This window comes from Rhizobium sp. X9 (assembly GCF_018873185.1).
Lineage (GTDB): Bacteria > Pseudomonadota > Alphaproteobacteria > Rhizobiales > Rhizobiaceae > Agrobacterium > Agrobacterium oryzihabitans.
Map to the genome: position 1 here is coordinate 2,156,179 of NZ_CP071312.1, position 21,781 is coordinate 2,177,959.

The 21,781-nt window shown below is 60.4% G+C and carries 21 protein-coding genes; 4 read left to right on the forward strand and 17 right to left on the reverse strand.

The features are described from left to right. Positions 1–135 precede the first annotated feature (135 nt). Positions 136–1,065, forward strand: a complete 930-nt coding sequence (locus JZY08_RS24740; protein WP_216330675.1) for an IS110 family transposase — start codon at positions 136–138, stop codon at positions 1,063–1,065. Between the two features lie 183 nt (positions 1,066–1,248). On the opposite strand, the gene JZY08_RS24745 is transcribed toward JZY08_RS24740, so the two are convergent. The 5 genes from JZY08_RS24745 to JZY08_RS24765 all read right to left on the reverse strand — a co-directional run bounded on the left by JZY08_RS24745 (position 1,249) and on the right by JZY08_RS24765 (position 5,855). Further along, the gene (locus JZY08_RS24745) at positions 1,249–1,965 is read right to left on the reverse strand and encodes an ABC transporter ATP-binding protein (RefSeq protein WP_216332065.1); all 717 of its coding nucleotides are present in this window, start codon (positions 1,963–1,965) and stop codon (positions 1,249–1,251) included. Next, a complete protein-coding gene (locus JZY08_RS24750) occupies positions 1,946–2,710 on the reverse strand; it encodes an ABC transporter ATP-binding protein (RefSeq protein ID WP_003499190.1) in 765 nt (254 codons plus the stop codon). The genes JZY08_RS24745 and JZY08_RS24750 overlap by 20 nt, the downstream gene beginning before the upstream one ends. Further along, positions 2,707–3,714 (reverse strand): branched-chain amino acid ABC transporter permease, encoded by a 1,008-nt coding sequence (locus tag JZY08_RS24755; protein WP_082184857.1) that lies wholly within the window; start codon positions 3,712–3,714, stop codon positions 2,707–2,709. Before JZY08_RS24755 ends, JZY08_RS24750 begins: the two co-directional genes overlap by 4 nt. A gap of 1 nt (position 3,715) precedes the next feature. After that, complete coding sequence (locus JZY08_RS24760) at positions 3,716–4,579, reverse strand: branched-chain amino acid ABC transporter permease (RefSeq protein ID WP_137039651.1); 864 nt, start codon at positions 4,577–4,579, stop codon at positions 3,716–3,718. Between the two features lie 103 nt (positions 4,580–4,682). Continuing rightward, entirely contained in the window at positions 4,683–5,855 is a 1,173-nt protein-coding gene (locus JZY08_RS24765) for an ABC transporter substrate-binding protein (RefSeq protein WP_003499193.1), read from the reverse strand. Between the two features lie 376 nt (positions 5,856–6,231). Between JZY08_RS24765 and JZY08_RS24770 the strand changes: the two genes are divergently transcribed. Then, the gene (locus JZY08_RS24770; RefSeq protein WP_035243172.1) at positions 6,232–6,603 is read left to right on the forward strand and encodes a hypothetical protein; all 372 of its coding nucleotides are present in this window, start codon (positions 6,232–6,234) and stop codon (positions 6,601–6,603) included. 26 nt (positions 6,604–6,629) lie between these two features. Here the strand turns inward: JZY08_RS24770 and JZY08_RS24775 are convergent, their stop codons facing one another. The 5 genes from JZY08_RS24775 to JZY08_RS24795 form a co-directional block, all read right to left on the reverse strand. Next, complete coding sequence (locus JZY08_RS24775; protein ID WP_216332067.1) at positions 6,630–8,363, reverse strand: M14 family metallopeptidase; 1,734 nt, start codon at positions 8,361–8,363, stop codon at positions 6,630–6,632. Between the two features lie 5 nt (positions 8,364–8,368). Then, positions 8,369–9,217 carry an ABC transporter permease gene (locus tag JZY08_RS24780; protein ID WP_004430999.1) on the reverse strand — a complete coding sequence of 283 codons (849 nt, stop codon included), beginning with the start codon at positions 9,215–9,217 and terminating at the stop codon, positions 8,369–8,371. 6 nt (positions 9,218–9,223) lie between these two features. Continuing rightward, a complete protein-coding gene (locus JZY08_RS24785; protein WP_003499197.1) occupies positions 9,224–10,147 on the reverse strand; it encodes an ABC transporter permease in 924 nt (307 codons plus the stop codon). Positions 10,148–10,223: 76 nt separating this feature from the next. Beyond that, the gene (locus tag JZY08_RS24790) at positions 10,224–11,759 is read right to left on the reverse strand and encodes an ABC transporter substrate-binding protein (RefSeq protein WP_216332069.1); all 1,536 of its coding nucleotides are present in this window, start codon (positions 11,757–11,759) and stop codon (positions 10,224–10,226) included. Between the two features lie 43 nt (positions 11,760–11,802). Then, positions 11,803–13,623: an ABC transporter ATP-binding protein gene (locus JZY08_RS24795; RefSeq protein WP_082184853.1), complete on the reverse strand. Its 1,821-nt coding sequence runs from the start codon at positions 13,621–13,623 to the stop codon at positions 11,803–11,805. A 583-nt stretch (positions 13,624–14,206) separates the two neighbouring features. On the opposite strand from JZY08_RS24795, the gene JZY08_RS24800 reads away from it, so the two are divergent. Further along, a complete protein-coding gene (locus JZY08_RS24800; RefSeq protein WP_082184852.1) occupies positions 14,207–14,500 on the forward strand; it encodes a putative quinol monooxygenase in 294 nt (97 codons plus the stop codon). Between the two features lie 2 nt (positions 14,501–14,502). Here the strand turns inward: JZY08_RS24800 and JZY08_RS24805 are convergent, their stop codons facing one another. Then, positions 14,503–16,404 carry a bifunctional sugar phosphate isomerase/epimerase/4-hydroxyphenylpyruvate dioxygenase family protein gene (locus JZY08_RS24805; protein WP_216333517.1) on the reverse strand — a complete coding sequence of 634 codons (1,902 nt, stop codon included), beginning with the start codon at positions 16,402–16,404 and terminating at the stop codon, positions 14,503–14,505. Between the two features lie 121 nt (positions 16,405–16,525). Here JZY08_RS24805 and JZY08_RS24810 point away from each other — a divergent pair, with 121 nt between their 5' ends. Beyond that, positions 16,526–17,218 carry a TetR/AcrR family transcriptional regulator gene (locus JZY08_RS24810; RefSeq protein ID WP_216332071.1) on the forward strand — a complete coding sequence of 231 codons (693 nt, stop codon included), beginning with the start codon at positions 16,526–16,528 and terminating at the stop codon, positions 17,216–17,218. Here JZY08_RS24810 and aroQ read toward each other — a convergent pair. The 6 genes from aroQ to JZY08_RS24840 all read right to left on the reverse strand — a co-directional run bounded on the left by aroQ (position 17,193) and on the right by JZY08_RS24840 (position 21,650). Further along, complete coding sequence (gene aroQ, locus JZY08_RS24815; protein ID WP_216332073.1) at positions 17,193–17,636, reverse strand: type II 3-dehydroquinate dehydratase; 444 nt, start codon at positions 17,634–17,636, stop codon at positions 17,193–17,195. The genes JZY08_RS24810 and aroQ overlap by 26 nt on opposite strands. Further along, complete coding sequence (locus JZY08_RS24820) at positions 17,633–18,502, reverse strand: shikimate dehydrogenase (protein WP_216332075.1); 870 nt, start codon at positions 18,500–18,502, stop codon at positions 17,633–17,635. The genes aroQ and JZY08_RS24820 overlap by 4 nt, the downstream gene beginning before the upstream one ends. Positions 18,503–18,663: 161 nt before the next feature. Beyond that, a complete protein-coding gene (locus tag JZY08_RS24825; protein WP_137039660.1) occupies positions 18,664–19,425 on the reverse strand; it encodes an amino acid ABC transporter ATP-binding protein in 762 nt (253 codons plus the stop codon). A gap of 13 nt (positions 19,426–19,438) precedes the next feature. After that, on the reverse strand, positions 19,439–20,278 hold the full coding sequence (locus JZY08_RS24830) for a transporter substrate-binding domain-containing protein (RefSeq protein ID WP_137039661.1): 840 nt from the start codon (positions 20,276–20,278) through the stop codon (positions 19,439–19,441). Between the two features lie 42 nt (positions 20,279–20,320). Continuing rightward, positions 20,321–20,971 carry an amino acid ABC transporter permease gene (locus JZY08_RS24835; RefSeq protein WP_082184848.1) on the reverse strand — a complete coding sequence of 217 codons (651 nt, stop codon included), beginning with the start codon at positions 20,969–20,971 and terminating at the stop codon, positions 20,321–20,323. Between the two features lie 10 nt (positions 20,972–20,981). Further along, positions 20,982–21,650, reverse strand: coding sequence for an amino acid ABC transporter permease (locus JZY08_RS24840; protein ID WP_216332077.1), 669 nt, complete (start codon positions 21,648–21,650; stop codon positions 20,982–20,984). Positions 21,651–21,781 lie beyond the last annotated feature (131 nt).

Genomic DNA, 21,781 nt, shown 5'->3' on the forward strand with positions numbered 1-21,781 from the left:
GACGGAAGGCCGTCGGGATCCTGGTCGTTTGAGACCGCTTGCTGGCTCTGGTCCTCCGTCCGCCTTTGATATCCCAACCTGAACAGTTGATTGAGGCCGTGAGCGCGGACCTCGAAGCACAGGATGAGGCTTGCCATGATACACCCTGTTTTCATTGGATGCGACGTCGCCAAGGCGCATCTTGATCTTTTCGACGGCCGGACATCCCGGCATATCCGCATCGACAACACCGCTGCCGCCATTCATGCATGGCTGCAAGGCCTGGAGGGGCAGGAGGCGACGGTCATTCTGGAGGCGACCGGGCGTTATGACAGGCAGCTGTGCGCGGCTCTCGATCGGCAACAGCGTCCGTATTGCCGGGTCAACCCCGCCCGGGCGCGCGACTTCGCTAGAGCCACCGGCCGCCTGGCCAAGACCGACGCCATCGATGCCCGCCTGCTGGCACACATGGGCGAAACGCTTGGCCCCGCAACCAGCACACCACCCGATCCGGCCCGGCAGGCGCTTGCCAGCTTCCATACAAGGCGCGATCAGCTCGTTGCCATGCGCCAGCAGGAGCGGCTTCGCCTTTCCAGCGCAGAGCCCATGGAGCACGATAGTCTGGAGCGCCATCTCATCTGGCTGGACGGCGAGATCGAGGCGATCGAAAAAGCCTGTCACGCCCATGTCCGGGAAAACGCGGAACTGAACGAACAAAGCACCAGGCTCCGTTCCATTCCGGGCGTCGGGCCAGTCACCGCATTCACGCTGATGGCGCATATGCCCGAACTGGGCGGCAGCTCTTCCAAAGCCATGGCCGCATTGGCGGGACTTGCTCCCTTCAATGCCGACAGCGGCATCAAACGCGGCCAGCGCCATATTCGCGGCGGACGAAAGCGCGTGCGCGATGCCCTCTACATGGCGGCGTTGGTGGCTTACAGGCTGAAGACCGCCTTCGCCCGCACGGCGCAAACCATGCAGACCAAGGGCAAACCGTTCAAGGTCATGATCATTGCCATCGCCCGCAAAATCCTCGTCGCCGCAAACGCAATCCTCAGGGATAAAACCGTCTTTGCTAAAACCTGACAATACAGTTGCCAGCCGCCGCGCGTCTGCGCGTCGAAGGGGGTCGTTTCAGCCCAAGGACTTGGGCTGGCTGGATTCCTGTGACAAGCACAGGAATGAGGGGGAGATGTAGGCGCTGTCTGCGTCCCTTAATCTAGAAGCCGTTCCGACCCAAAAACTGTTCTGGTTTTCAACCGGATGCACTTAGTGCAGCCCACCCACTCCAAGATGGGTGTCAACAATATCCGGGTTCTGCGCAAGATCGACCGACGCCCCTTCCCAGACGATGCGGCCGCGTTCCATGATGATGGCGTGGTCGGCGAAGTCGATGGCCATCTGGATGCGTTGTTCGACGAGAAGAATGGTCATTTCGCCCGATTGCGCCAGTTTGGAGAAGGCCGCCATCAGTTCCTCGCAGATGACGGGCGCGAGGCCTTCGAGCGGTTCGTCGAGAAGCAGCACTTTGGGCTGGCCGAGGATGGTGCGGGCGGTCGAGAGCATCTGCTGCTCGCCGCCGGAGAGTTGCGAGCCGAGATTGCGGCGTCTTTCCTTCAGGCGCGGAAACAGCGTGTAGGCTTCCTCGATGGCGGATTTCGGCCGTCCCTTGAGGCCGACGAAAAGATTTTCCTCGACGGTCAGCGTCGGAAAGACATCGCGGGTTTGCGGCACATAACCGAGACCGGCGCGGGCGCGGGCCGCACTCGGCAAGGCAGCGATGTCCTGTCCGCCGATGCGGATATCGCCGGAAAAGCGCTTCGTCTGCCCGGCAAGCGTGGCGAACAGGCTGGTCTTGCCGACGCCGTTGCGGCCGAGCACCGCGAAACGTGAACCGGCGGGAACGGAAAGCGACAGCCCCTCGATGACGCGGGTGGGGCCATAACCGGCGGTCAGGTTGGCGATTTCAAGCGGCGCTGCGGGCATCGGCGTAACTTCCCAGATAGGCTTGGCGAACTTCGGCATTGCTGGTCACTTCATCAGGCGAACCGTCGAAGATGACGGCGCCAGCTGCGAGCACCACCACACGTTTGGCAAAACGGAAGACCAGATCCATGTCGTGTTCGATCATCAATATCGCGAGGTCGGCGGGCAGGCGGTCGAGCGCCTGTTCGATGCGCGCCGTTTCCGTCGAGGGAACGCCGGCGGCGGGTTCGTCGAGCAGCAGGATTTTGGGCCTGAGCGCCATGGCAAGCGCGATCTCGATCAATCGCTGCTGACCGTAGGCGATTTCACGAACGCGGGTTTCGGCAAGGCCAAGCAGGCCAAGCGTGCCGAGAATGTCGCGCGCCTCGCTCATGACTGATGGCATGGCACGGTAACGGCCGAAAATCCGGCCCGTTTTGCCTTCCCGTTGCAGGATGGCGAGCGCGACATGTTCCTCCGGCGTCATGTCCTGAAACAGCCGCGTGACCTGAAAGGAGCGCACAAGCCCGCGCTTCACGCGCTGGCTGGCGCTGAGCCCGGTCACGTCTTCTCCGGCAATCCGCACGCTTCCGGCAGATGGCTTGATGTTGCCGGTCACGAGGTTGACGAAGGTGGTCTTGCCGGCGCCATTGGGGCCGATCAGCACCGTGCGGTCTCCCGGCGAAAGAGACAGCGAGACGTTGTTGGTGACGACAAGGCCGCCGAAATTCTTCTGCAGGCCGGATACTTCGAAAATGGCGCTCATTTGCGATCTCCCCGCAGGCGCGTGATGATCTGTTCGCCCGCGCCGTAAAGGCCACGCGGAGCAAAGAGCACGACGGCGATCAGCAGCAGGCCGACAATGGTGAGCCAGTGGAACGGGTTGGCGGCCGAAACGACATCCTCGAACCACATGAATGTGACCGTGCCGATCAGCGCGCCATAAAGCGAGCCTGCGCCGCCGAGAACCAGCATGACCAGCCCCTCTGCCGAAAGCGTGAAGCTGAGGCTGTCGAGACCGACCACCTGGGTCGAAATGGCGTTCAGCGCGCCACCGATGCCGGCGACGATGCCAGAGATGACGAACATCTTCAAAATCGTGCCGTTGACCGAACCGCCCATGGCCTGAATGCGGATGCTATCCTGCTTGACGCCACGGCAGAGCATGCCGAAGGGCGAATTGACGACGACCCTTAGCGCGAGGAAGACGACAAGCAGCAGGACGACGCCGTAAATATAGGCGGTGCGGCCGAAAAGATCGAACTCGAAGGTGCCGAACAGCGCATCGGGCGAGACACCGGCCAGGCCATCGCTGCCACCGGTCCAGTTCGACGCCTTGTTGGCGGCCTCATGGAAAAGATGGATGACGGCAATGGACAGCACCAGCTGCGGCAGACCATGCGCCCGCAACAGAACCGTGCCGGACAGGAGGCCGGCGACGCCGCCGGCGGCAGCCCCGATGACGGTCATCAGAAGCGGATCGGTTATATTGAAATGGGCAGCGGCAATGCCGGCTGCATAGGCGCCGGCGCCGAACAGCGCCGCATGGCCGAGCGTCGCGACGCCGCAATAGCCGGTGACGAGATCGATGGAGAGCACCAGAAGCGCAATCGCGATGATGCGTGTCAGAAGCGCCAGATTGTCCGGAAACAGGAAATATCCGGCGATGGCCGCAGCGATGATGACGAGCGGGCCGCCAAGTGCGCGCAAGGGTGAGCGGGCCTTCAGGGGCTTTGCCGTTTCAGTGAGGTCGTTCATGAGCACCGCCATCTCATTTCGCCCTTCCAAGAAGGCCGCGCGGGAACAAGGTGATGATCACGATGACCGCCAGATAGAAGAAGAATTCGCCATATTCCGGCGCGAGGTAACGTCCTGTCGTGTCGATCGCGCCAAGCAGCAGGCAGGCGATCAGAGCGCCGGGAATGGAACCTGCGCCGCCGACCGAAACGACCACCAGGAAGGTGACCATGTAGCGCAACGCATAATAGGGTTCGACCGGCAGCAATTCTGCGCCGATGACGCCGCCCATGGCGGCAAGGCCGACGGCGATGGCGAAGCTGATGGCATAGATGACTTCGGTGCGCACGCCGAGCGCCGCGGCCATGGCGGCATTGTCCACCGCCGCCCGCAGCTTGATGCCGAAGGCGGTCTTTTCGAATGTGAACCAGAGTGCTGCCGCAACGACGAGACCGCTGACGATGGCAAAGATGCGGTGGGTGGCGATGGTGCGGAAGCCGAGATCGGTGGGGCCGGCCAGCTGCTGTGGCAGCGGAATGGTCTTGAGCGTCGGGCCGAATACGAAATTGGCGATGCCGATGATGCAGAAGGTGATGCCGATGGTCATCAGCACCTGCGTCAATTCGGGAGCACCGTAAATACGCCGGTAGAGGAAACGTTCGAGCGGTATGGCGATCACGATCGTTCCGACGATCGCGACAAGGATTGCCGCGGCGTAACCGAGGCCGAGGCCATGGGCGGCATAGGAGGCGAGATAACCGCCGATCATGGCAAAGGCGCCGTGGGCCAGATTGACCACCCGCATCAGCCCCATCGTCACCGAAAGGCCGATGGAGATGATGAAAAGCACCATGCCATAGGCAAGCGCATCGACAAGGATGCTGAAGACCGTCTGCATGCTGAAAAAGCTCCTCCCGGTGCTGCAATGCCCGACCCGGGCCGGAACCGAACCGCTGCGAGAGCGGTTCGACCGTTTTTTAATAGCTGCCGTTTATGTCTTGTTACTTCGCGGCGGCGAGGCCCGGATCGCCCTGTTTTTCGAAAGTCTGGACTTCCTTGTTGTAATAGTTGCCGTCATCGCCCTTGGCGACCTCGCGCAGATAGATGTTCTGCGTGATGTGGCGGCTTTCCGGATCGATGCTGACAGGCCCGCGCGGGCTTGTCCAGGAAAGACCCTTCACCGCCTCGACCGCCTTTTCGGCATCCTGCTTCCCGCCTGTCGCCTCGATCATCTTGGTGATGACATACATGCCGTCAAACGCGCCGACTGAGGGGAAGGACAGTTCCTTGGGGTTGCCGATGGCCTTGGCCGCAGCTTCCACGAAGGTCTTGTTCTCGGGTGAATCGTGCGAGACGGCATAGTGGAAGGTCGTCTGCATGCCGAGTGCGGATTCGCCGAGCGCCGGCAGATCGGACTCCTGCGTGAGGTCGCCCGGCGCGAAAAGCTTGATGCCGGATGATTTCAGGCCGTTGTCGTTAAAGGCTTTCACGAAGCCGAGCGTTGTCGGGCCGGATGGCAGGAAGGCGAAAACGCCCTGCGCGCCGGAATCCTTCACGCGCTGCATGATGGGGCTGAAATCATTGGTTGAAAGCGGCATGCGAATGCTTTCGACAACTTCGCCGCCCGCGGCGGTGAAGGCCGCCTTGAAGGCGTTCTCGGCATCGACGCCCGGGCCGTAATCGCTGACCAGCGAGATGACCTTCTTGACGCCGCCATCAAAGGCAACCTTGGCGATGGGGCTCGACGTCTGCCACGTGGTGAACGAGGTGCGCACCACATAAGGGCTTTTCGTGACGATGGCCGAGGTGGCGGCATTCATCACCACCATCGGCACATTGCCCTGTTTCAGAAGCGGGGTAACGGCCATGGCGTCGGGCGTGAAATAGAAGCCGGCGAGATATTGCACGCCTTCCTTCACCACCAGTTCCTGCGCCAGCGCCTTGGACTGCGCCGGATCGGCCTGCGGCACGTCGCGATAAACGACCTCGACCGTGTCATCGCCGACCTTGTTGCCGTGGAGCGCAAACCAGGCGTCTATGCCGGCCTTGAAGTTCTTGCCCTGCAATGCGAAGGGGCCGGAGAACGGACCAACCACGCCGACCTTGATCGTCTCGGCATAAGCAGCAGAACTGAAACAGATGGCCGCGATTGCGGCGGTGATCCGTAATTTCATGATTTCCTCCCAATTGATCCGTGGCTCCCTCCACCGATCCAGGTTGTCAGATTGATGAGTGCGATGGCCAAAGTAAAATGAAATAAGGGGGATGATAAATAACCTGACGGTTATCAATACCTGCCCCGTCGCGTCTTTCCTATGCGAGATCGCACAATAGTGATCATCCCGTGATTCTCAATGTGCAGCGGTGCCGCAGCCATCTCGACGAGGGTCGTTTCGCCGCGCCGCATCGAAATGTCCCGTTATGAAAAACGGCCTCGGCGGCCCGGCACGAAAATGGCGGTCATACCCGCGCAAGCCACGTGCCTTAACCAGTTCTAAGGGGATTGTCCGTAGTCTCCCGAAGCATATTGTGAACTTTATTTGGTGTCTGATGGGCGAATATCAAAATAGAGTTGTTGAGTTGATGCGGAATCGCGTTGGCGAAAGTATACTCACCAACAAGATCGAACGCCGCGAAGCATTTCTTCGCAAGGCGCTGGCGCTGTATCACGTCATGGGCGGAGACGCGCAGGGCATGCGCGCTGCGGTGGAGGATGTGGTGAACCTGCCGACGCCGAGCGTCGATGTCGCTATTGGCGACGTGATGCATGAACTGGCAGCAGTCGGTCACGTGGCCGATCTCGATATTATTCAGGCCGGGTACAACAAACTTGATGCCGCCAATCTGCATATTCTGAGCAAGGGCAAGAGGCTTTTGCAGAAGCAGCGTGACCACAAGTTGGCGGTCACGCCGGAGAAGTAAGCCGTCCGTTGCGGGCGGCTACTGGATCAGGCCACTTCGCCGACCAGGATTTCCTGCCAAGCATCGTAAGCGGAGAGAACCGTTTCCATCTGCGCCGTATGGCCGGTGATGAAGTCGTCGCCGTAGATCGTCTCATCGGGATATTCGGTGATCAGCGTCATCGGCACGGTGTGGCGGTCGTCGATGGACGACAGGCAGGGGAAGCCGTTGATGATGCGGAAACCGGTTTCGCCGGCGTGGATTTCGTAAAGCGCGATCTGGCGGTTGTTGTAGTCCAGGAGGCCGGGAATGGCGCCGAGATGGCGGGTAACCCGGTCGAGCAGGGCTTCCGCCTGTCTTTCCCAGTCCGCATGGTGGCGGATGATGAGGAAGAAGCCCTTCGGCAGGGTCCACATGGCGAAGTTGCGCGGCACATAACCGGAAAGTGGCCGGGTCCATTCGTGCGAGGGATAACCGTGCAGGTTTACATGCAGGCTGGCGCCGCTCATGTCCTGCGCGTTGAAACGGATTTCCTTCTCGTTGAGATGAACGCCCGAATTTTCCCGTGTGCGATATTCGAGATCGTCGCCGAGCGCCGTGTATCGTGCCGCATGGTGCATGTGGCGCGGATTGTCGGCGCGCAGCCGCTGGTGCAGGGCATAACCATCAGGGTTTTCCAGCGGTGAAATGGTGAAATGCGCGCCCTGTCTTTCAACGAGTGTGCGGGCGGCGCGGATGGCGCCGACAATGCCGGTGGTCTCATTGGGATGCTGGCCGCCGCTGATCATCACCGCGGCATCGCTGCCGGCGACATAACGCGCCGCAAGGACGCGGCCCGACCGCGAGCGGGCCTCGAAGGCTTCGCCGCCGATTTTCTCCAGCAGTGCGGCGATCTGGCCTGCCGCCACCGGTTCGCTGGCCGTATCAACCGGCTGCTCCTTGCCATCAAGGAAAGTGGTGGTGAGCGCACGGGTTTCGATGCGGACCGAAACGTCGCCGTTGCTCCTGACGATTTCCGGAACGATCTGGCCGGGTTTCAGGCCCCGGTCACCCAGCGGCCGGCCGGATTTCTTCTGGAAGAATTCCAGCAGCGAGAAATAGAAATCCTCGTGCAGCGCTTCACGCAGGCTGACCACCTCGTCGCCAACCGGCAGGGCCATGTCTTCGGCCGGATGCGCGACACGGATGTTCAGTTCCTCGAAATAGGGCTCTTCATTGCCCCAGCCGTGGTTGGCAACGGCATTGATTGCCGCTTCGAAAAGCTGCTCGTAATCCGTCTCCAACCGCTCGCCCGTAGCGTCACCGGCCAAACGGAACCAGCCGGTTGGCGAGACATTGGTTTCGCCGACGACATCGTCGTGAACGCGGTTTGGCGCCAGGACCGTCAGCCTCTCCGTCCGGTCGCCACGCTTGAGCGTCACGTCATAATGGAAGGCATCGTCGTCGCGGGCGATAAAATCGATCTTCGCGTCGCCGACCAGTGCCGCCAGCGGATAGGCCTCCAGCCGGAAACGATTGGCGGGTGCATTGGCGTGCACTGGGTAATGTACCTCGATGGCTTCGACGCCATGCAGATTGATCTCTTCCAGAAAGGTGAAGAGAAGCGGCTTGTAGGCGCTGCGGATGCGGGCGCTGACGCCTTTTTTCTTCAGCCTTTCTTCGGCCTCGCGGCGGCTTTTGGCGTCATCGAAGGTCCATGCCTCGAAGGACTGGCCGGGCGCGGCATCGGCGAGAAGCGTATCCAGAGTACGCTTGAAGGTCTGGTCGAAAATCTGGCTCATCTGGGTTACCTCGAGGTTCTGCCGGTGGGGTCGAGGCTGTCGCGCAGCCAGTCGCCGAGAAGGTTGAGGCCAAGCACGGTCAGAAGGATGGCAAGACCGGGGAAGACGCTGACCCACCATGCCGTCTGCAGATAGGTGCGGCCATCCGCCAGCATGCCGCCCCAGCTCGGAATGGTCGGATCGACGCCGAGGCCGAGGAAGGTGAGACTGCTTTCCAGGAGAATGTTGTTGGCGACGTTGAGCGTCATCAGTACGATCACCGGACCGATCAGGTTCGGCAGCAGGTGCTGGAGGATGATGCGCCAGTCCTTCACGCCGATGGCGCGGGCGGACAGGATGAATTCCCGTTCGCGAAGCGTCAGCACCGAGCCGCGCACAAGCCTGGCATATTGCACCCATTGAGACACGATCAGCAGGATGATGGTGTTGGTGAGGCTGCCGCCGACAATGGCGATGAAGGTGATGGCGAGCAGAATGAAGGGCATGGCGAGCTGGATATCGGCAAAGCGCATGACCAGCATATCCCAGAATCCGCGATAATAACCGGCGACCAGACCGACGATCACGCCGAAGACCACGGCACCGATGACCGAGGTGAAACCGACGAGCAGCGAAATCTTGCCGCCGGCCACGACACGGGCCAGCACGTCACGGCCGAGCGGATCGGTGCCGAGCGGATGGGCGGCGCTAGTGAAGGGCTTGGCAAGGCGCGCCATCAGGTCGATCTTTTCGGCACCGCCCGGAAACAGCACGTCGGAGAGAAGAACGGCAAGGCAGATGACGACGGTAAGCAGGGCGCCGAGGATGAATTCGAGATTGTTGAAGCGCGACAGGCGCGAGGTTTTGGCAGCCATCGTCAATTACTCCGTGCGGATGCGCGGATCGACCAGCCCGTAGGCGATATCGACCAGAAGGTTGATGCCGACGATCATCAGCGACAGCACGGTGATGACGGCCTGAAGCACGGGATAGTCGCGCGCGCCCACCGCATCGAAGGCGAGCGTGCCGAGACCCGGCCAGTTGAAGACGCGCTCGATGACGACGATGCCGCCCAGAAGCCCGCCGAATTGCAGGCCGAAATAGGTAATCAGCGGAATGGCGCAGTTACGCAGCGCATGCTTGTAAAGCACCTTGTTTTCGCTGAGGCCCTTGGCGCGCGCCACCATGACATATTGCGAGCGCAGCGTATCGAGCATGGCCGTGCGCACCAGGCGCACATTGGTGGCGGTCAGGATCACGCCCATGGTGACTGATGGCATGATGTAGCTTGCAAAGCCGCCCATGCCGCTTGGCGGCAGCCAGCCGAGCGTGATGGAGAACAAAAGCACCAGCATGGTGGCCAGCCAGAAATTGGGGAAGGACAGGCCGACGAGCGAGAAGATGCGGATCACCTGATCGGCCGTCTTGCCGCGCGAGGTCGCGGCCTTGATGCCGAGCGGAATGGAAAGCGCAATCGACACAGCCATGGAGATGAAGGCGAGAAGCAGCGTGGCGGGCAGGGCATCGGCGATGAGCCGCGATACCGGCGTGCTGCCGGTGAAGCTGCGGCCGAAATCCAGCGTTACCAGGCCTTTCAGGAAGCTGAAATATTGCACGAAGAACGGCCGGTCGGTTCCAAGCGCCGCACGAATGCGCGCCAGATCGTCTTCCGTCATGCTGCCGCCGCCCTGGAACATGGTGACAGCCGGATCGCCGGTGAGGCGAATGGCGAAGGAAACGAGAAGGGTGATGGCGATGACGACGAAAATCGCCTGCAGCAATCGCTTGATGAGGAAACCGGCCACGTTTTTTACCTTGAAGAGAGACCCGACCTTGCCCGCGGAATGGCGGGCAAGGCGCTTTTAGGGAGGATAAGCCTGATTATTCGACGGTGACGTCGGTCAGCTTCAGGCGGTTATCCGGCGGTGCCACGAAACCCTTGACCCGCTTGTTGATGCCGTAAATGGCATTGGTGTTGTAAAGCGGAACTTCCAGCGCGCGCTCGGCAGCATAGGCGCCGACTTCCTTGAGGATCTTTTCGCGCTCGGCACGGTCGGTCAGCGGGCGCTGCGATTCCAGGAGCTTGTCCAGCTTTTCGTCCTTGTCGTAAGGATTCCACTTTTCACCCGAGTGGTACATGGAATAGGCCGTGTTGTCGTAATCGAAGGTCCAGCCGCCCCATTTCTGCTGGAACATCGCGCCGGTCTTGCCCTGCGGGATGATGTCGTTCAGGAGGACGTTGGTTTCATAGGGCTTGATGGTCGCGGTGATGCCGACCATGGACAGGTAGCTGGAAATAACCTGCGCCACTTCGTTCATCGTCGCGTCGTTGCCTCTGATATCGATCTGCAGCGCCGCACCCGGCTTGACGCCGGCTTCCGCGAGCAGCTTCTTTGCGCCTTCCGGATCGTAAGGCAGCGGCTTCAGATCGGCGTCGTAACCGAAGGACAGCGCGCTCTGGAAGCTGGCGATTTCCGAGGCCTGACCGGCAAGGATCGACTTGACGATCGTGCCGCGGTCAACGGCCATGATGATGGCCTTGCGCACCTTGGGATCGGCGGTGATGCCGTCACGGGTGTTGAAACGCAGCGCATCCACCGTCGGGCCGGGAACGCTGACGATCTCCAGCTTGGAATCGCCTTCGATAACCGGGATCATGCCGATCGGGATGGTGGGCGGAATGACGAGATCGACGCGGCCGGCCTGCAGTTCTGCAACGGCGGTCGCGGGCTCGGCGATGAAGCGGTATTCCAGTTCGGAAAGCTTCGGCACGCCGCCCCAGTAATCCGCATTGGCTTCGAGCTTGATATTGGTCTTCGGCGCATAGGAAACGAATTTGAACGCGCCGGTGCCAACGGGGTTGAGGTTGAAATTGTCCTCACCCCTTTCCTGAATGTATTTCGGCGGAACAATCATGCCGCCATAACCGGCAAGCTTGGTCAGAAGAACCGGATCGGGGGCCTTCAGCTTCATGTCCACCGTATAATCGTCGATGACGTCGACGCTTTCGATGGCGACATAGTTGGAGCGCTGCGGGCCCTTGGCACCCTGTTCGCCGAGAAGGCGCTCGAAGGTGAACTTGACGGCAGCGGCGTTGAAGGGCTCGCCATTATGGAACTTGACGTTCTGGCGCAGCTTGAAGCGGATGCGCTTGCCTTCGTCCAGCTCTTCCCAGGATTCGGCAAGGCCGGGCACGAGCTTCAGGTCCGGACCACGATAGGTCAGGCCGTCAAAGATGTTGGTGGCCACAGCCGCCCATTGCACGAGGAAGGTGTCGATCGGATCCCAGCTGCCGGGGTCCTGCGGGCTGGAAATGGTCATCTTGCCGGCGGCGAAAGCCGGCGCTGCGGTGAAGGCCGTGCCGGCCAACGCAAGCGCGACGAACGTTGCCGTCATCCCCTTTTTGATCTTTGTCATCTACCTGTTCCTCTTCAGATGGTTGCGATTTTTTCGCGGTTATTCAGGCGCTCTTCGCGATGAAGTGGCCTGGATTGATTTCCTCATGGGCGAGAATGGCGGGCTCATCACCGACGCGGCGCACGGGATTGGGAATTTCGCCCTCGATCATGGCGATGCGGCGCTCGATCAGGGGATCGGCAACCGGCACTGCGGAAAGCAGGCGGCGCGTATAATCATGCGTCGGCGTTTCGAAGACCTGCTGGCGGCTGCCCATTTCCATGATCTGGCCGAGATAAAGCACGGCGACACGGTGGCTCATCTTTTCCACCACCGCCATGTCATGGCTGATGAACAGGTAAGCAAGACCCCGTTCCGCCTGCAGGTCCATGAACAGATTGATGATCTGCGCCTGGATGGAGACATCAAGCGCCGACAGCGCTTCGTCGGCGATGATGAGCTTCGGATCGGAGGCGAGCGCGCGGGCAATGCAGACGCGCTGCCGCTGGCCGCCCGAAAATTCGTGCGGATACCGCGATGCATGTTCTGAACTCAGGCCCACACGTTCCAGCAGTTCATCCACGCGCCGCCGTACGGCCTTCTGATCATTGATCAAACCATGGGTGTTGATCGGTTCGGCAATCGAGAAGCCAACCGTCTTGCGCGGATCGAGCGAGGCGAAGGGGTCCTGGAAGATATATTGGACTTCCTGCCGCATGCGGAAACGTTCCGCCGCCGACATCTCAGAATAGCTGCGGCCGTTGAAGGATATCTCGCCCGACACCGCCGATTGCAGCTGCTGGATGGTGCGGCCGATGGTGGATTTGCCCGAACCGGATTCACCGACCAGCGCCAGCGTCTCGCCGGCATGAATGTCAAAGCTGACCTTCTGCACGGCGCTGCAACGGTGCGTCGCCTTGCCGAACAGGTTCTTGCGAATATCGAAACGAACGAACAGGTCGCGAACGGAAAGCAGCGGCTTCTCGTCGTATTTCGCGGTGTTCTGCACCCGTTCCTCGCCAACCACGACCGGCTGGCCATCCTGCAGCACGGTGAGCGGCAGGCGCTTGGGAAACTCTTCGCCGGTCATGCTGCCGAGACGTGGAACGGCGGAGAGCAGCGCCCGCGTATAGGGGTGCTGCGGATTGGCGAAGATATCCTTGACCGGACCTTCCTCGACCTTCTTGCCCTTCCACATGACGACGACGTCATCGGCCATTTCCGCCACCACGCCCATATCATGGGTGATGAAGACCATGCCCATGCCGAGCTTCTTTTGCAGGTCGCGCATGATGTTGAGGATCTGCGCCTGAATGGTGACATCAAGTGCCGTCGTCGGTTCGTCGGCGATCAAGAGCTTCGGCCGACAGGCAAGCGCCATGGCGATCATCACGCGCTGGCGCATGCCGCCGGAAAGCTGATGCGGATAACGGTGCAGAAGCTCAGCCGCATCCGGCAACCGCACCATGTCGAGCAACTTTTTTGCCTCGGCCATGGCCGCAGCCTTGCCCATTTTCTCGTGCAGGACAAGCACTTCGCAGATCTGGTCACCGATGGTGAAGACCGGGTTCAGCGATGTCATCGGCTCCTGGAAGATCATGGCGATCTCCTTGCCGCGGATCGATCGCATCTCCTTCTGCGAGGCCTTCAGCAGGTCCCTGCCTTCGAACAGGATGCGACCTGCCGGGTAATTCGCGCCCATCATATCAGCAAGACGCATGGTCGAGAGCGAGGTGACCGACTTGCCCGATCCGGACTCGCCGACGATCGCCACCGTCCTGCCGGCTTCCACGGTGAAGGAAATATCGTCCACGACGCGGCTGTCGCCGAACTCAACGCTCAGGCTTTCGACCGAGAGGAGGGCGTTGCGGTTTGCGGCAGTCATATCAGCGTCTCCGGCTTGGCATGCGCGGCAATGCCGGCGCGGCCATCTGAAATAGTGAAGGGGCAGGGGTGCGGGGCAGGCGCGCAGTATAAAACGCCGTACCGGAGGATGGGAGTGTTAAAACAAAGTCCATGGTGTTTCAGGCCGCGCCATCAGCGCGATGCGCGTCTGCCGCTGCCGACCAAGCCTCACGGGCAACCTTACCGGGGCCGGCAAAATGCCCGGCGTCAGCCTCAGAATCGATGATGCGCATGAACTTGTATTCCCCACCCTTGTTTTACAAAAAAGCTAACAAAACCGGACAATCATGTCCAGAGTGTTGAACAATTTTTGTGTACTGCTCTACAAATGCGCAAGTGCATTTATTTTGAGCGAGGTGTCGGAGATCGATAACGGCTCCGATATATTCGACGTCATCCTCGGGCTTGACCCGAGGATCCATAACCCGTTGAAGTCGATGTATCCTTGGGTCAAGCCGAGGATGACGGAGGAAGGATAAGCGGGCAAATTTTGTCGCGATGTCGCAATTGTAGGCGATTGTACCGCTGCTCGTGTTACAGGGTGAATAAAGGATACAGAATATATGACGAATAGAACGGGTGCGGTCAGGCTATCCGGCTTCCTGCGTTGCGCATCGGTGGAGGATGTTCAATGTGTGAAAACCCATCTTCCCGACCACCTCCGCCTGACCAGGGCTGAGCCGGGCTGTATTTCCTTTGACGTGTCTCAGACCGACGACCCGCTGATCTGGAGCGTGGAAGAGCTTTTTGTGGATCGCGCCGCCTTTGACTTTCATCAGCAGCGAACGCGCGCGTCCGAATGGTTTGCTGCGACATCCGCCATTCCGCGTGACTATAATATAACGACGCTTGAGTAGGCTTATTCCTTCGGCATGCCGACCGGAGGCGCCAGACGCCGTTGCGCGGCGATGCGGAAGGGGGCGTTCATGGCGCCATAACCGGCATAGGCGCCGCGCCTTTCGATGATTTCGAAAAAGAAACCCTCGCCGAAGGTGCGGCTGTAGATCTGGAAATACTCGCCATTGTCGTCACGGTCATAGAGGATGCTCGCTTCCCGCAGCGCATCGGAGAATTCCGGTGCCAGCCCGAAGCGGGCCTCCAGATCGTCGTAATAATTGCGCGAGATCGGCAGGGCATGAAAACCGCGTGACTGCATTGCTCTTGCCGTGGCGAAGATATCGTCGGTGGCAAAGGCGATGTGCTGGATGCTGGTGCCAAAACCTTCTGCCAGAAATTTGCCGGCGAAGGTCTTGCGATTGTCGGCGCCGTTCATGGTCAGGCGGAAATGCGACGACGGCACGCTTTCGATCGCCTGGCTGCGTATCAGGCCGCCCGGATCGACCACATCGACCATCGGCGTGCGGCGTGTCGAAAACAGCGATGTATAGAACAGAAGCCAGGTCAACATTTCATCGTAATGCGTTGTTTGCGCAAGGTGATCGATGCGTGTCAGCTGGGCATCACCCTTCCCGGCCTGACCTTCCGTCGGCGTGAATTCCTTGTCCCATATGGATGCGAGTGCCGGCGAACCGTCGAGGAAATAGATGACGCCGTTGCCCACGCCCTGGATGGCGGGAACGGCGACCTCGCCCGATTTTCGCGGCTCTGCAAAGGTCGGTGCGCCGAGCGCTTCCGCCCGCGCAAGGGCTGCCTGCGCATCATTCACCTTCAGGCCGAAAGCATAGGCGTTGGTGCCATGGATGGAATAGGACGCGCCGGCGAAGCTGTCGCCGGTGCCGCCGGTATTGATGACGATGCGAATATCGCCCTGCGTATAAAGATCGACGTCGCGATTGCGGTGCCTTGCGGTTTTTTCAAAGCCGAGCGTGGCGAGCAAGGTCTCCAGATTGGCCTTTTCCTCCGGTGCCGTGGTGAATTCGACGAACTCCACCCCTTGCGTCTCGACCCGTTCCGGCATGACGGGCACTTCGATGCGGATGTCGGGTTCAAGCCGGCGCACCTGGTCCATGAGATTGATGAGCGAGCGGTGGCCGTCTTCGGCAAGCAGGCGGGCCGAGCCGCCGCGAAACTGGTCGTTGAAGATTTCGAGCGACAGCGGGCCGCTATAACCGGTCGCGGCGACAGCGCGCATGAAATCCACCACCGGCAGGTCGCCTTCACCCGGCATGTTGCGGAAGTGACGGCTCCAGTAGAGCAGGTCCATGTCGATCAGCGGCGCATCGGCCAGCTGCACGATGAAAATCTTGTCGCCGGGAATGGAGCGGATCGAGTTGGGATCTATCTTGCGCGACAGCGTGTGGAAACTGTCGAGAATGATGCCGACATTGGCGTGATCGGCGCGGCGAACTACTTCCCACGCGTCACGGTGATCGCTGATGTGGCGACCCCAGGCTAAAGCCTCGTAACCGACACGCACGCCGTGTTTTGCCGCAAGTTCCCCAAGTTGATGGAAATCGGCGGCGGCGCGGTCGATGCCGCCGAGCGATACGGGCGACACGTTGGAGCAGATCAGCATCAGATCGGTGCCGAGTTCGCCCATGATGTCGAATTTCCGTTCGGCACGCTCGAAGGCGCGGGCGCGGTGCGGCTCCGGCATGCCTTCAAAATCGCGGAAAGGCTGGAAAAGGGTGATATCCAGCCCGTGATCGGCGACAAGCGCCTTTACCTCGCGTGGGGAAGCGTCATAGGTCAGGAAATCGTTTTCGAAAATCTCCACGCCGCTGAAACCGGCCTTGGCGATGGCCGCCAGTTTTTCGGGAAATTCGCCGCTGATGGAGACGGTCGCGATGGATGTCCGCATTGGCATGCTCTGTTTGCCTCTGTTGTCGCTGGCCATATTGCGTTCCTTTTCAGCGTTATGTACTGATTGGTTAATAGTAAGGGTGCGGCCGCAAGCCGCCCGCCCTGCGAATGGATGGATCATGGCAAAAAGCGCAACTTCGAACGGCACCGGCGAAATCCGACAGGCGAAGCGCGATCCGGAAGGGGTGCGTCGCGACATTCTTTCGGTCGCGATGGAGGAGTTTTCGCAAAACGGACTGTCTGGCGCGCGCATCGATGAGATCGCGGCCCGCACGCGCACCTCCAAGCGGATGATCTATTATTATTTTGCCGACAAGGAAGGGCTTTACCAGCGCGTTCTTGAGGAAGCTTACGCCAAGGTGCGTGGCGGCGAGAGCGACCTGGAACTGGATGGCCTTGAGCCGATTGCGGCACTCGACAAGCTCTGTCGGTTCACCTTCGACCATCACCGCCGCAATCCGGCTTTCATAAGAATGGTGATGATCGAGAACATCCATCACGGGCGTCACATGCAAACGTCCGAAACGATCCGCCAGCTCAACCGGCCGGCCATCGATGCGCTGGAAGGCGTGCTGCTGCGCGGCCAGAAGCGCGGCATCTTCCGTAACGGCATCGACGCGCTGGAACTGCACTGGCAGATCAGTGCGCTGTCCTTCTTCAATGTCTCGAACGTCGCGACCTTCTCGTTCATCTTCGGCGACGGCCTGTTTACCGATAAGGGGCAGGAAACATTGTCGCGGCATGTCAGCGACATGGTGTTGCGTTATGTACTGACGCCCGGCCATATCACGAAGAACGGGAAAGACGGTTGATGAGATGGCGCAGCGCCACCTCGTAACCTTCGATGCCGAGACCGGCGATCACGCCTTCGGCGCGCGTCGAGACGTAGGAATGATGGCGGAAGACCTCGCGTTTGTGGATGTTGGAAATGTGAACCTCTATTACCGGCGCTTCGAAGGCATTCAGCGCATCGAGAATCGCCACCGACGTATGGGTAAAGGCACCGGGATTGATGACGATGCCCGATGATTTGCCCCGCGCTGCGTGAATCCAGTCGATCAGCTCATATTCGCGGTTGCTCTGGGCAAAGAACAGCTCATGGCCGGTGGCATCCGTTATCCCACGGCAGTTGGCTTCCACATCGGCCATGGTTTCATGGCCGTAGATTTCCGGCTGGCGCTGGCCGAGCAGGTTGAGATTGGGTCCGTTCAAAACAGTAAAAAGGCTCATGCCACACCCTCCGCCATGCACAGTTCAGTGAAATGCGCCGTCATGCGTTCCGCATCCGGCTCGCGGCCGCAGAAGAGGCGGAATGCGCCGACGGCCTGGAACACGGTCATGCCGCCGCCGGGCAGGGTGCGACAGCCCTTTTTCGCCGCCGTCGCCAGAAGTTCTGTGACGAGCGGCATATAGACGATATCGGCTACCCAGTGCCGCTGCTCGATGAGATCGGCTGCAACAGGCATGCCGGGATGGGCGGGCATGCCCATCGGCGTCGCATGGATGAGGCCATCGGCAAAGGGCAGGGAGGCAGCCGGGTCTTGAACGGCAAAGGCGCGGCCTTCGCCGAAACGGGCATTGAGCTCCAGAGCCAGTCGTTCGGCCCTTTCAAACTCGCGGTCGAAGATGTCGAGGCGGGCGATGTCGAGCTTCAGCGCGGCATGGGCCACCGCAACGCCCGCCCCACCCGCGCCGACGAGCAGCGCGCGATCCCGCTTCGCATCCGGCAAGCCGCGCACGAAGCTCTCGTAAAAACCGTACCAGTCGGTATTGTGACCGATGCGACGGCCGTCCCGGAAGACGACGGTGTTGACCGCACCGAGCATGCGGGCATCGTCAGACAATTCATCCAGATGGGCAATGACCGCCTGCTTGAAGGGATGGGTGATGTTGGTTCCGGCAAAGCCGCGCGCTTCCAGTTCATCGAGCAGATCGGGAAGAGCGCTTGTCGGCAGTTTTCGGGGGGTCACGTCGACAAGCTCGTAGGAATAGTCGAGCCCGTGGGCCGCACCCTCGCGCATGTGCAGCGCCGGCGACTTGGAAAGCTGTATGTCGGCGCCAATCAGGCCGACCTTGAAGGAGTTTGCTTCTGTCATGATCCGGTGTCGTTCGTCGGTTCGGGGCGGGCTCCGCCTGCCTTCAGGTTGCTGGCGAGGTTTTGAAACCTCTCCTTCGTCACCTCGTCCTCGGGTTAAACCCGAGGATGACGTGGTGTATGCAGAGAGGTCGCCACAGGTCTGAGGGCAGATATGGAACCTCAGTGGTGGGCGAGAATCTCGCCGAGGAAGGTGCGGGTACGCTGGTGCTTGGGGTCGCTGAAGAATTCTTCCGGCGGACCTTCCTCGATGATCTCGCCTTCCGACATGAAGACGACGCGGTCGGCCACCTGCCGGGCAAAACCCATTTCATGGGTGACGCAGATCATCGTCATGCCATCGCGGGCAAGGCCGATCATGGTGTCGAGCACTTCCTTCACCATTTCCGGATCGAGCGCCGAAGTCGGCTCATCGAACAGCATGGCTTTCGGCTCCATGCAGAGCGCCCGGGCAATCGCCGCGCGCTGCTGCTGTCCGCCGGAAAGCTGGGCTGGATATTTATCGGCCTGATTGAGAATGCGCACGCGCTCGAGATATTTGCGCGCCGTCGCCTCCGCATCTGCTTTCGACAGGCCCTTCACGCGCATGGGCGCCAGCGTGCAGTTTTCCATGATGGTCTTGTGGGGGAAGAGATTGAAGCTCTGGAACACCATGCCCACCTCGCGGCGAACCGCATCGATGGCGCGGCTGGAATCCGAAAGCGTGGTCCCTTCCACCGTGATCTTGCCCTCCTGGATTTCCTCCAGATGGTTGATGCAGCGGATCAGGGTGGATTTTCCCGAACCCGACGGGCCGCAAAGGACGATTTTCTCACCCTTGCGAACCGTCATGTTGACATTCTTAAGCGCATGGAAGGCTCCATACCACTTTCCAACCCCTTGAAGGGCGATAAGCGGAACCTCGGCAGTGGCGGATTGCGGCATGGAAACCTCCTGCTTACTTCACGGTGAACGGGATGTCAGGCAGGCTGTCCGGGAAGGCCGGAACTTCGCGCTTCATCCACTTGTCGTAGATTTTGGTCAGCTGACCGTCGGACTTGATCTTGTCGAGGAAGGCGTTGACGGTCTCGTTCCAGTCCTTTTCACCCGGACGGGTGCCGGCGCCGTTATAAAGCGTCGTCAGATCGAACTTCGGCTCGTATTTGCCCTCGGCCGCCTTGTTCAGGCGGTCGCCATAAAACTGGTTGCCGCCGACAACTTCGACCTGGCCGGAGATGAGCGCCTGAATATTGGCGGCGTCATCATCAAAGCGCAGGATATTGGCCTTCGAGCCCGCACCTGCGGTGATCGAGGTATCCATGGCGCTCGACTTCGGCACGCCAACGGCAACGCCGGTCAGATCGTCATAGCCGGCGATCTTCTTGTCTTTCGGTCCGTAGACGGAGAGAACGTTACCGGCATAGGGCTTGGAATACTGGATGGTCTTGGCGCGCTCGGCGGTCATGCCCATGGTTGCGAAAAGCAGGTCCACCTTGCCGGTCAGAAGAGCCGGAATGCGGTTTGCCACGGCAAGCGGCACGAACTCCGCCTTGACGCCGAGATAATCGGCAAAGGCCTTGCCGATATCGGCATCGAGACCGTCCTGCACGCCGCTCGAATTGACGAAGCCCCAAGGCGAATTGTCGCCTTGAATGCCGATGACGACCTTGCCCTTGGCCTTGGCCTCTTCCACCGTGCCGGCGAAAGCATCGACCGGCGCGACAAAGGGCAGGGCGACCGTTGCCGCGGCAAGCGCGAGCAGGGTGCGACGTGAGAATTTCATAGTCCTGGCTTTCATCTTTTGCTCCTCCTTACAAAGCTGATGAGATGGTAGTGACGTTTAGCGGGACGCGGCCTGCAGCCGCTTTTCGACGCCGGCGCCCCACAGGGAAAGCGGCCAGCAGATCAGGAAATACATGATGCCGACGATGGCGAAGACGGTGAGCGGGCGGAATGTCTGGTTGGAGACGATCTGGCCGGCGCGGGACAGCTCAACGAAGCCGACGATGGCCGCAAGCGAGGTGCCCTTGATGAGCTGCACCAGAAAACCGATGGTGGCGGGCAGCGAAATCTTGAAGGCCTGCGGCAGGATCACATCCTTCATGCGGGAAACATAATGCAGGCCGAGCGCATTGGCGGCTTCCGTCTGGCCCTTCGGCACGGCCTGGATGCCGCCCCGCCAAATTTCACCGAGAAAGGCGCTGGCATGCAGCGTGAATGCGATGGCGACGGCAATCCAGGCGTCGACATTGAGGCCAGCCAGCGCCACGCCGTAATAAACGACGAAAAGCTGCATCAGGAGCGGTGTGCCCTGGAAGACGGCGATATAGCCGGTGCTGGCGCGCTGGATCATGGCATTATCGGCAACGCGGGCAAGCGCCACGCAAAGGCCGAAGACACCGCCGCCGATGAAGCCGATCACGGTCAGCGCAAGCGTCCATTTCAGACCTTGCAGAAGGAAGAAGAGTTGGTTGGGACCGATGGTTTCCATTGTCTTTTCCTCACTTGACCGGATAGCTGAACGACGCGCGGGAGACGAGCGAGAAGACGCCCATCATCAGCGAGGAAATGACCAGATAAAGCAGCGTGATCGAGAAATAGACCTCGAACGACCGGAAAGTGTCCGCCTCGATCTTCTGGGCCACTGAGGTCAGCTCATAAGCGGCAATCGAGGTGCAGACCGAGGTGGTCAGCGTCAGCATGATGAACTGGCTGGTCAGCGACGGATAAACCGCGCGCAGCGCCGGCTTCAGAATGATATGGCGGAATATCTGCGACCGGTGCAGGCCGAGCGCGAGGCCCGCTTCCACCTGGCCCTTGGGAATGGAATCCACGCCGCCACGAATGATTTCAATGGCATAGGCGCCGCCGTTCAGAGCCAGCGCAATGATGGCGGTGACGGTGGGGTTGAGCTTGATGCCGATCTGCGGCAGCGCGAAGAAGATGAAGAATATCTGCACCAGAAACGGCGTGTTGCGGATGGCCTCGACAAAGCCGATGACCAGGCCGCGCAGCAGCTTATACCGCGAGCGGCGGGCAACGACACCGAGAACCCCGATGACGGTTGCGAGCGACATGCCGGCAATAGCAAGGCCGATCGTCGCAAGACAGGCCAAAAGCAGCTCGGGCAGGCGGTCTATGACCGCCGAAAAATCGAGACTGTAAGACATTCTTCCTCCCAAACCCATTCGGGTCCGAACAGGCGTTTCGCCTTGTTCGCATCGCCTTGGAAGCCCTGTGGCCCCAAAGCCCTCCATTTGTCTCGTCCCGCCACGGAAGCTCTTATTCTTCTTTCCTGGCA

Coding starts and splice junctions, on each gene's coding strand:
- JZY08_RS24780 (WP_004430999.1), bottom strand. CDS start 9,217: ATGGCTGCCAAAACCTCGCGCCTGTCGCGCTTCAACAATCTCGAATTC.
- JZY08_RS24750 (WP_003499190.1), bottom strand. CDS start 2,710: ATGAGCGCCATTTTCGAAGTATCCGGCCTGCAGAAGAATTTCGGCGGC.
- JZY08_RS24840 (WP_216332077.1), bottom strand. CDS start 21,650: ATGTCTTACAGTCTCGATTTTTCGGCGGTCATAGACCGCCTGCCCGAG.
- JZY08_RS24765 (WP_003499193.1), bottom strand. CDS start 5,855: ATGAAATTACGGATCACCGCCGCAATCGCGGCCATCTGTTTCAGTTCT.
- JZY08_RS24755 (WP_082184857.1), bottom strand. CDS start 3,714: ATGGCGGTGCTCATGAACGACCTCACTGAAACGGCAAAGCCCCTGAAG.
- JZY08_RS24790 (WP_216332069.1), bottom strand. CDS start 11,759: ATGACAAAGATCAAAAAGGGGATGACGGCAACGTTCGTCGCGCTTGCG.
- JZY08_RS24825 (WP_137039660.1), bottom strand. CDS start 19,425: ATGCCGCAATCCGCCACTGCCGAGGTTCCGCTTATCGCCCTTCAAGGG.
- JZY08_RS24800 (WP_082184852.1), top strand. CDS start 14,207: ATGACGAATAGAACGGGTGCGGTCAGGCTATCCGGCTTCCTGCGTTGC.
- JZY08_RS24775 (WP_216332067.1), bottom strand. CDS start 8,363: ATGAGCCAGATTTTCGACCAGACCTTCAAGCGTACTCTGGATACGCTT.
- aroQ (WP_216332073.1), bottom strand. CDS start 17,636: ATGAGCCTTTTTACTGTTTTGAACGGACCCAATCTCAACCTGCTCGGC.
- JZY08_RS24740 (WP_216330675.1), top strand. CDS start 136: ATGATACACCCTGTTTTCATTGGATGCGACGTCGCCAAGGCGCATCTT.
- JZY08_RS24745 (WP_216332065.1), bottom strand. CDS start 1,965: ATGCCCGCAGCGCCGCTTGAAATCGCCAACCTGACCGCCGGTTATGGC.
- JZY08_RS24760 (WP_137039651.1), bottom strand. CDS start 4,579: ATGCAGACGGTCTTCAGCATCCTTGTCGATGCGCTTGCCTATGGCATG.
- JZY08_RS24810 (WP_216332071.1), top strand. CDS start 16,526: ATGGCAAAAAGCGCAACTTCGAACGGCACCGGCGAAATCCGACAGGCG.
- JZY08_RS24820 (WP_216332075.1), bottom strand. CDS start 18,502: ATGACAGAAGCAAACTCCTTCAAGGTCGGCCTGATTGGCGCCGACATA.
- JZY08_RS24795 (WP_082184853.1), bottom strand. CDS start 13,623: ATGACTGCCGCAAACCGCAACGCCCTCCTCTCGGTCGAAAGCCTGAGC.
- JZY08_RS24835 (WP_082184848.1), bottom strand. CDS start 20,971: ATGGAAACCATCGGTCCCAACCAACTCTTCTTCCTTCTGCAAGGTCTG.
- JZY08_RS24830 (WP_137039661.1), bottom strand. CDS start 20,278: ATGAAAGCCAGGACTATGAAATTCTCACGTCGCACCCTGCTCGCGCTT.
- JZY08_RS24770 (WP_035243172.1), top strand. CDS start 6,232: ATGGGCGAATATCAAAATAGAGTTGTTGAGTTGATGCGGAATCGCGTT.
- JZY08_RS24805 (WP_216333517.1), bottom strand. CDS start 16,404: ATGCGGACATCCATCGCGACCGTCTCCATCAGCGGCGAATTTCCCGAA.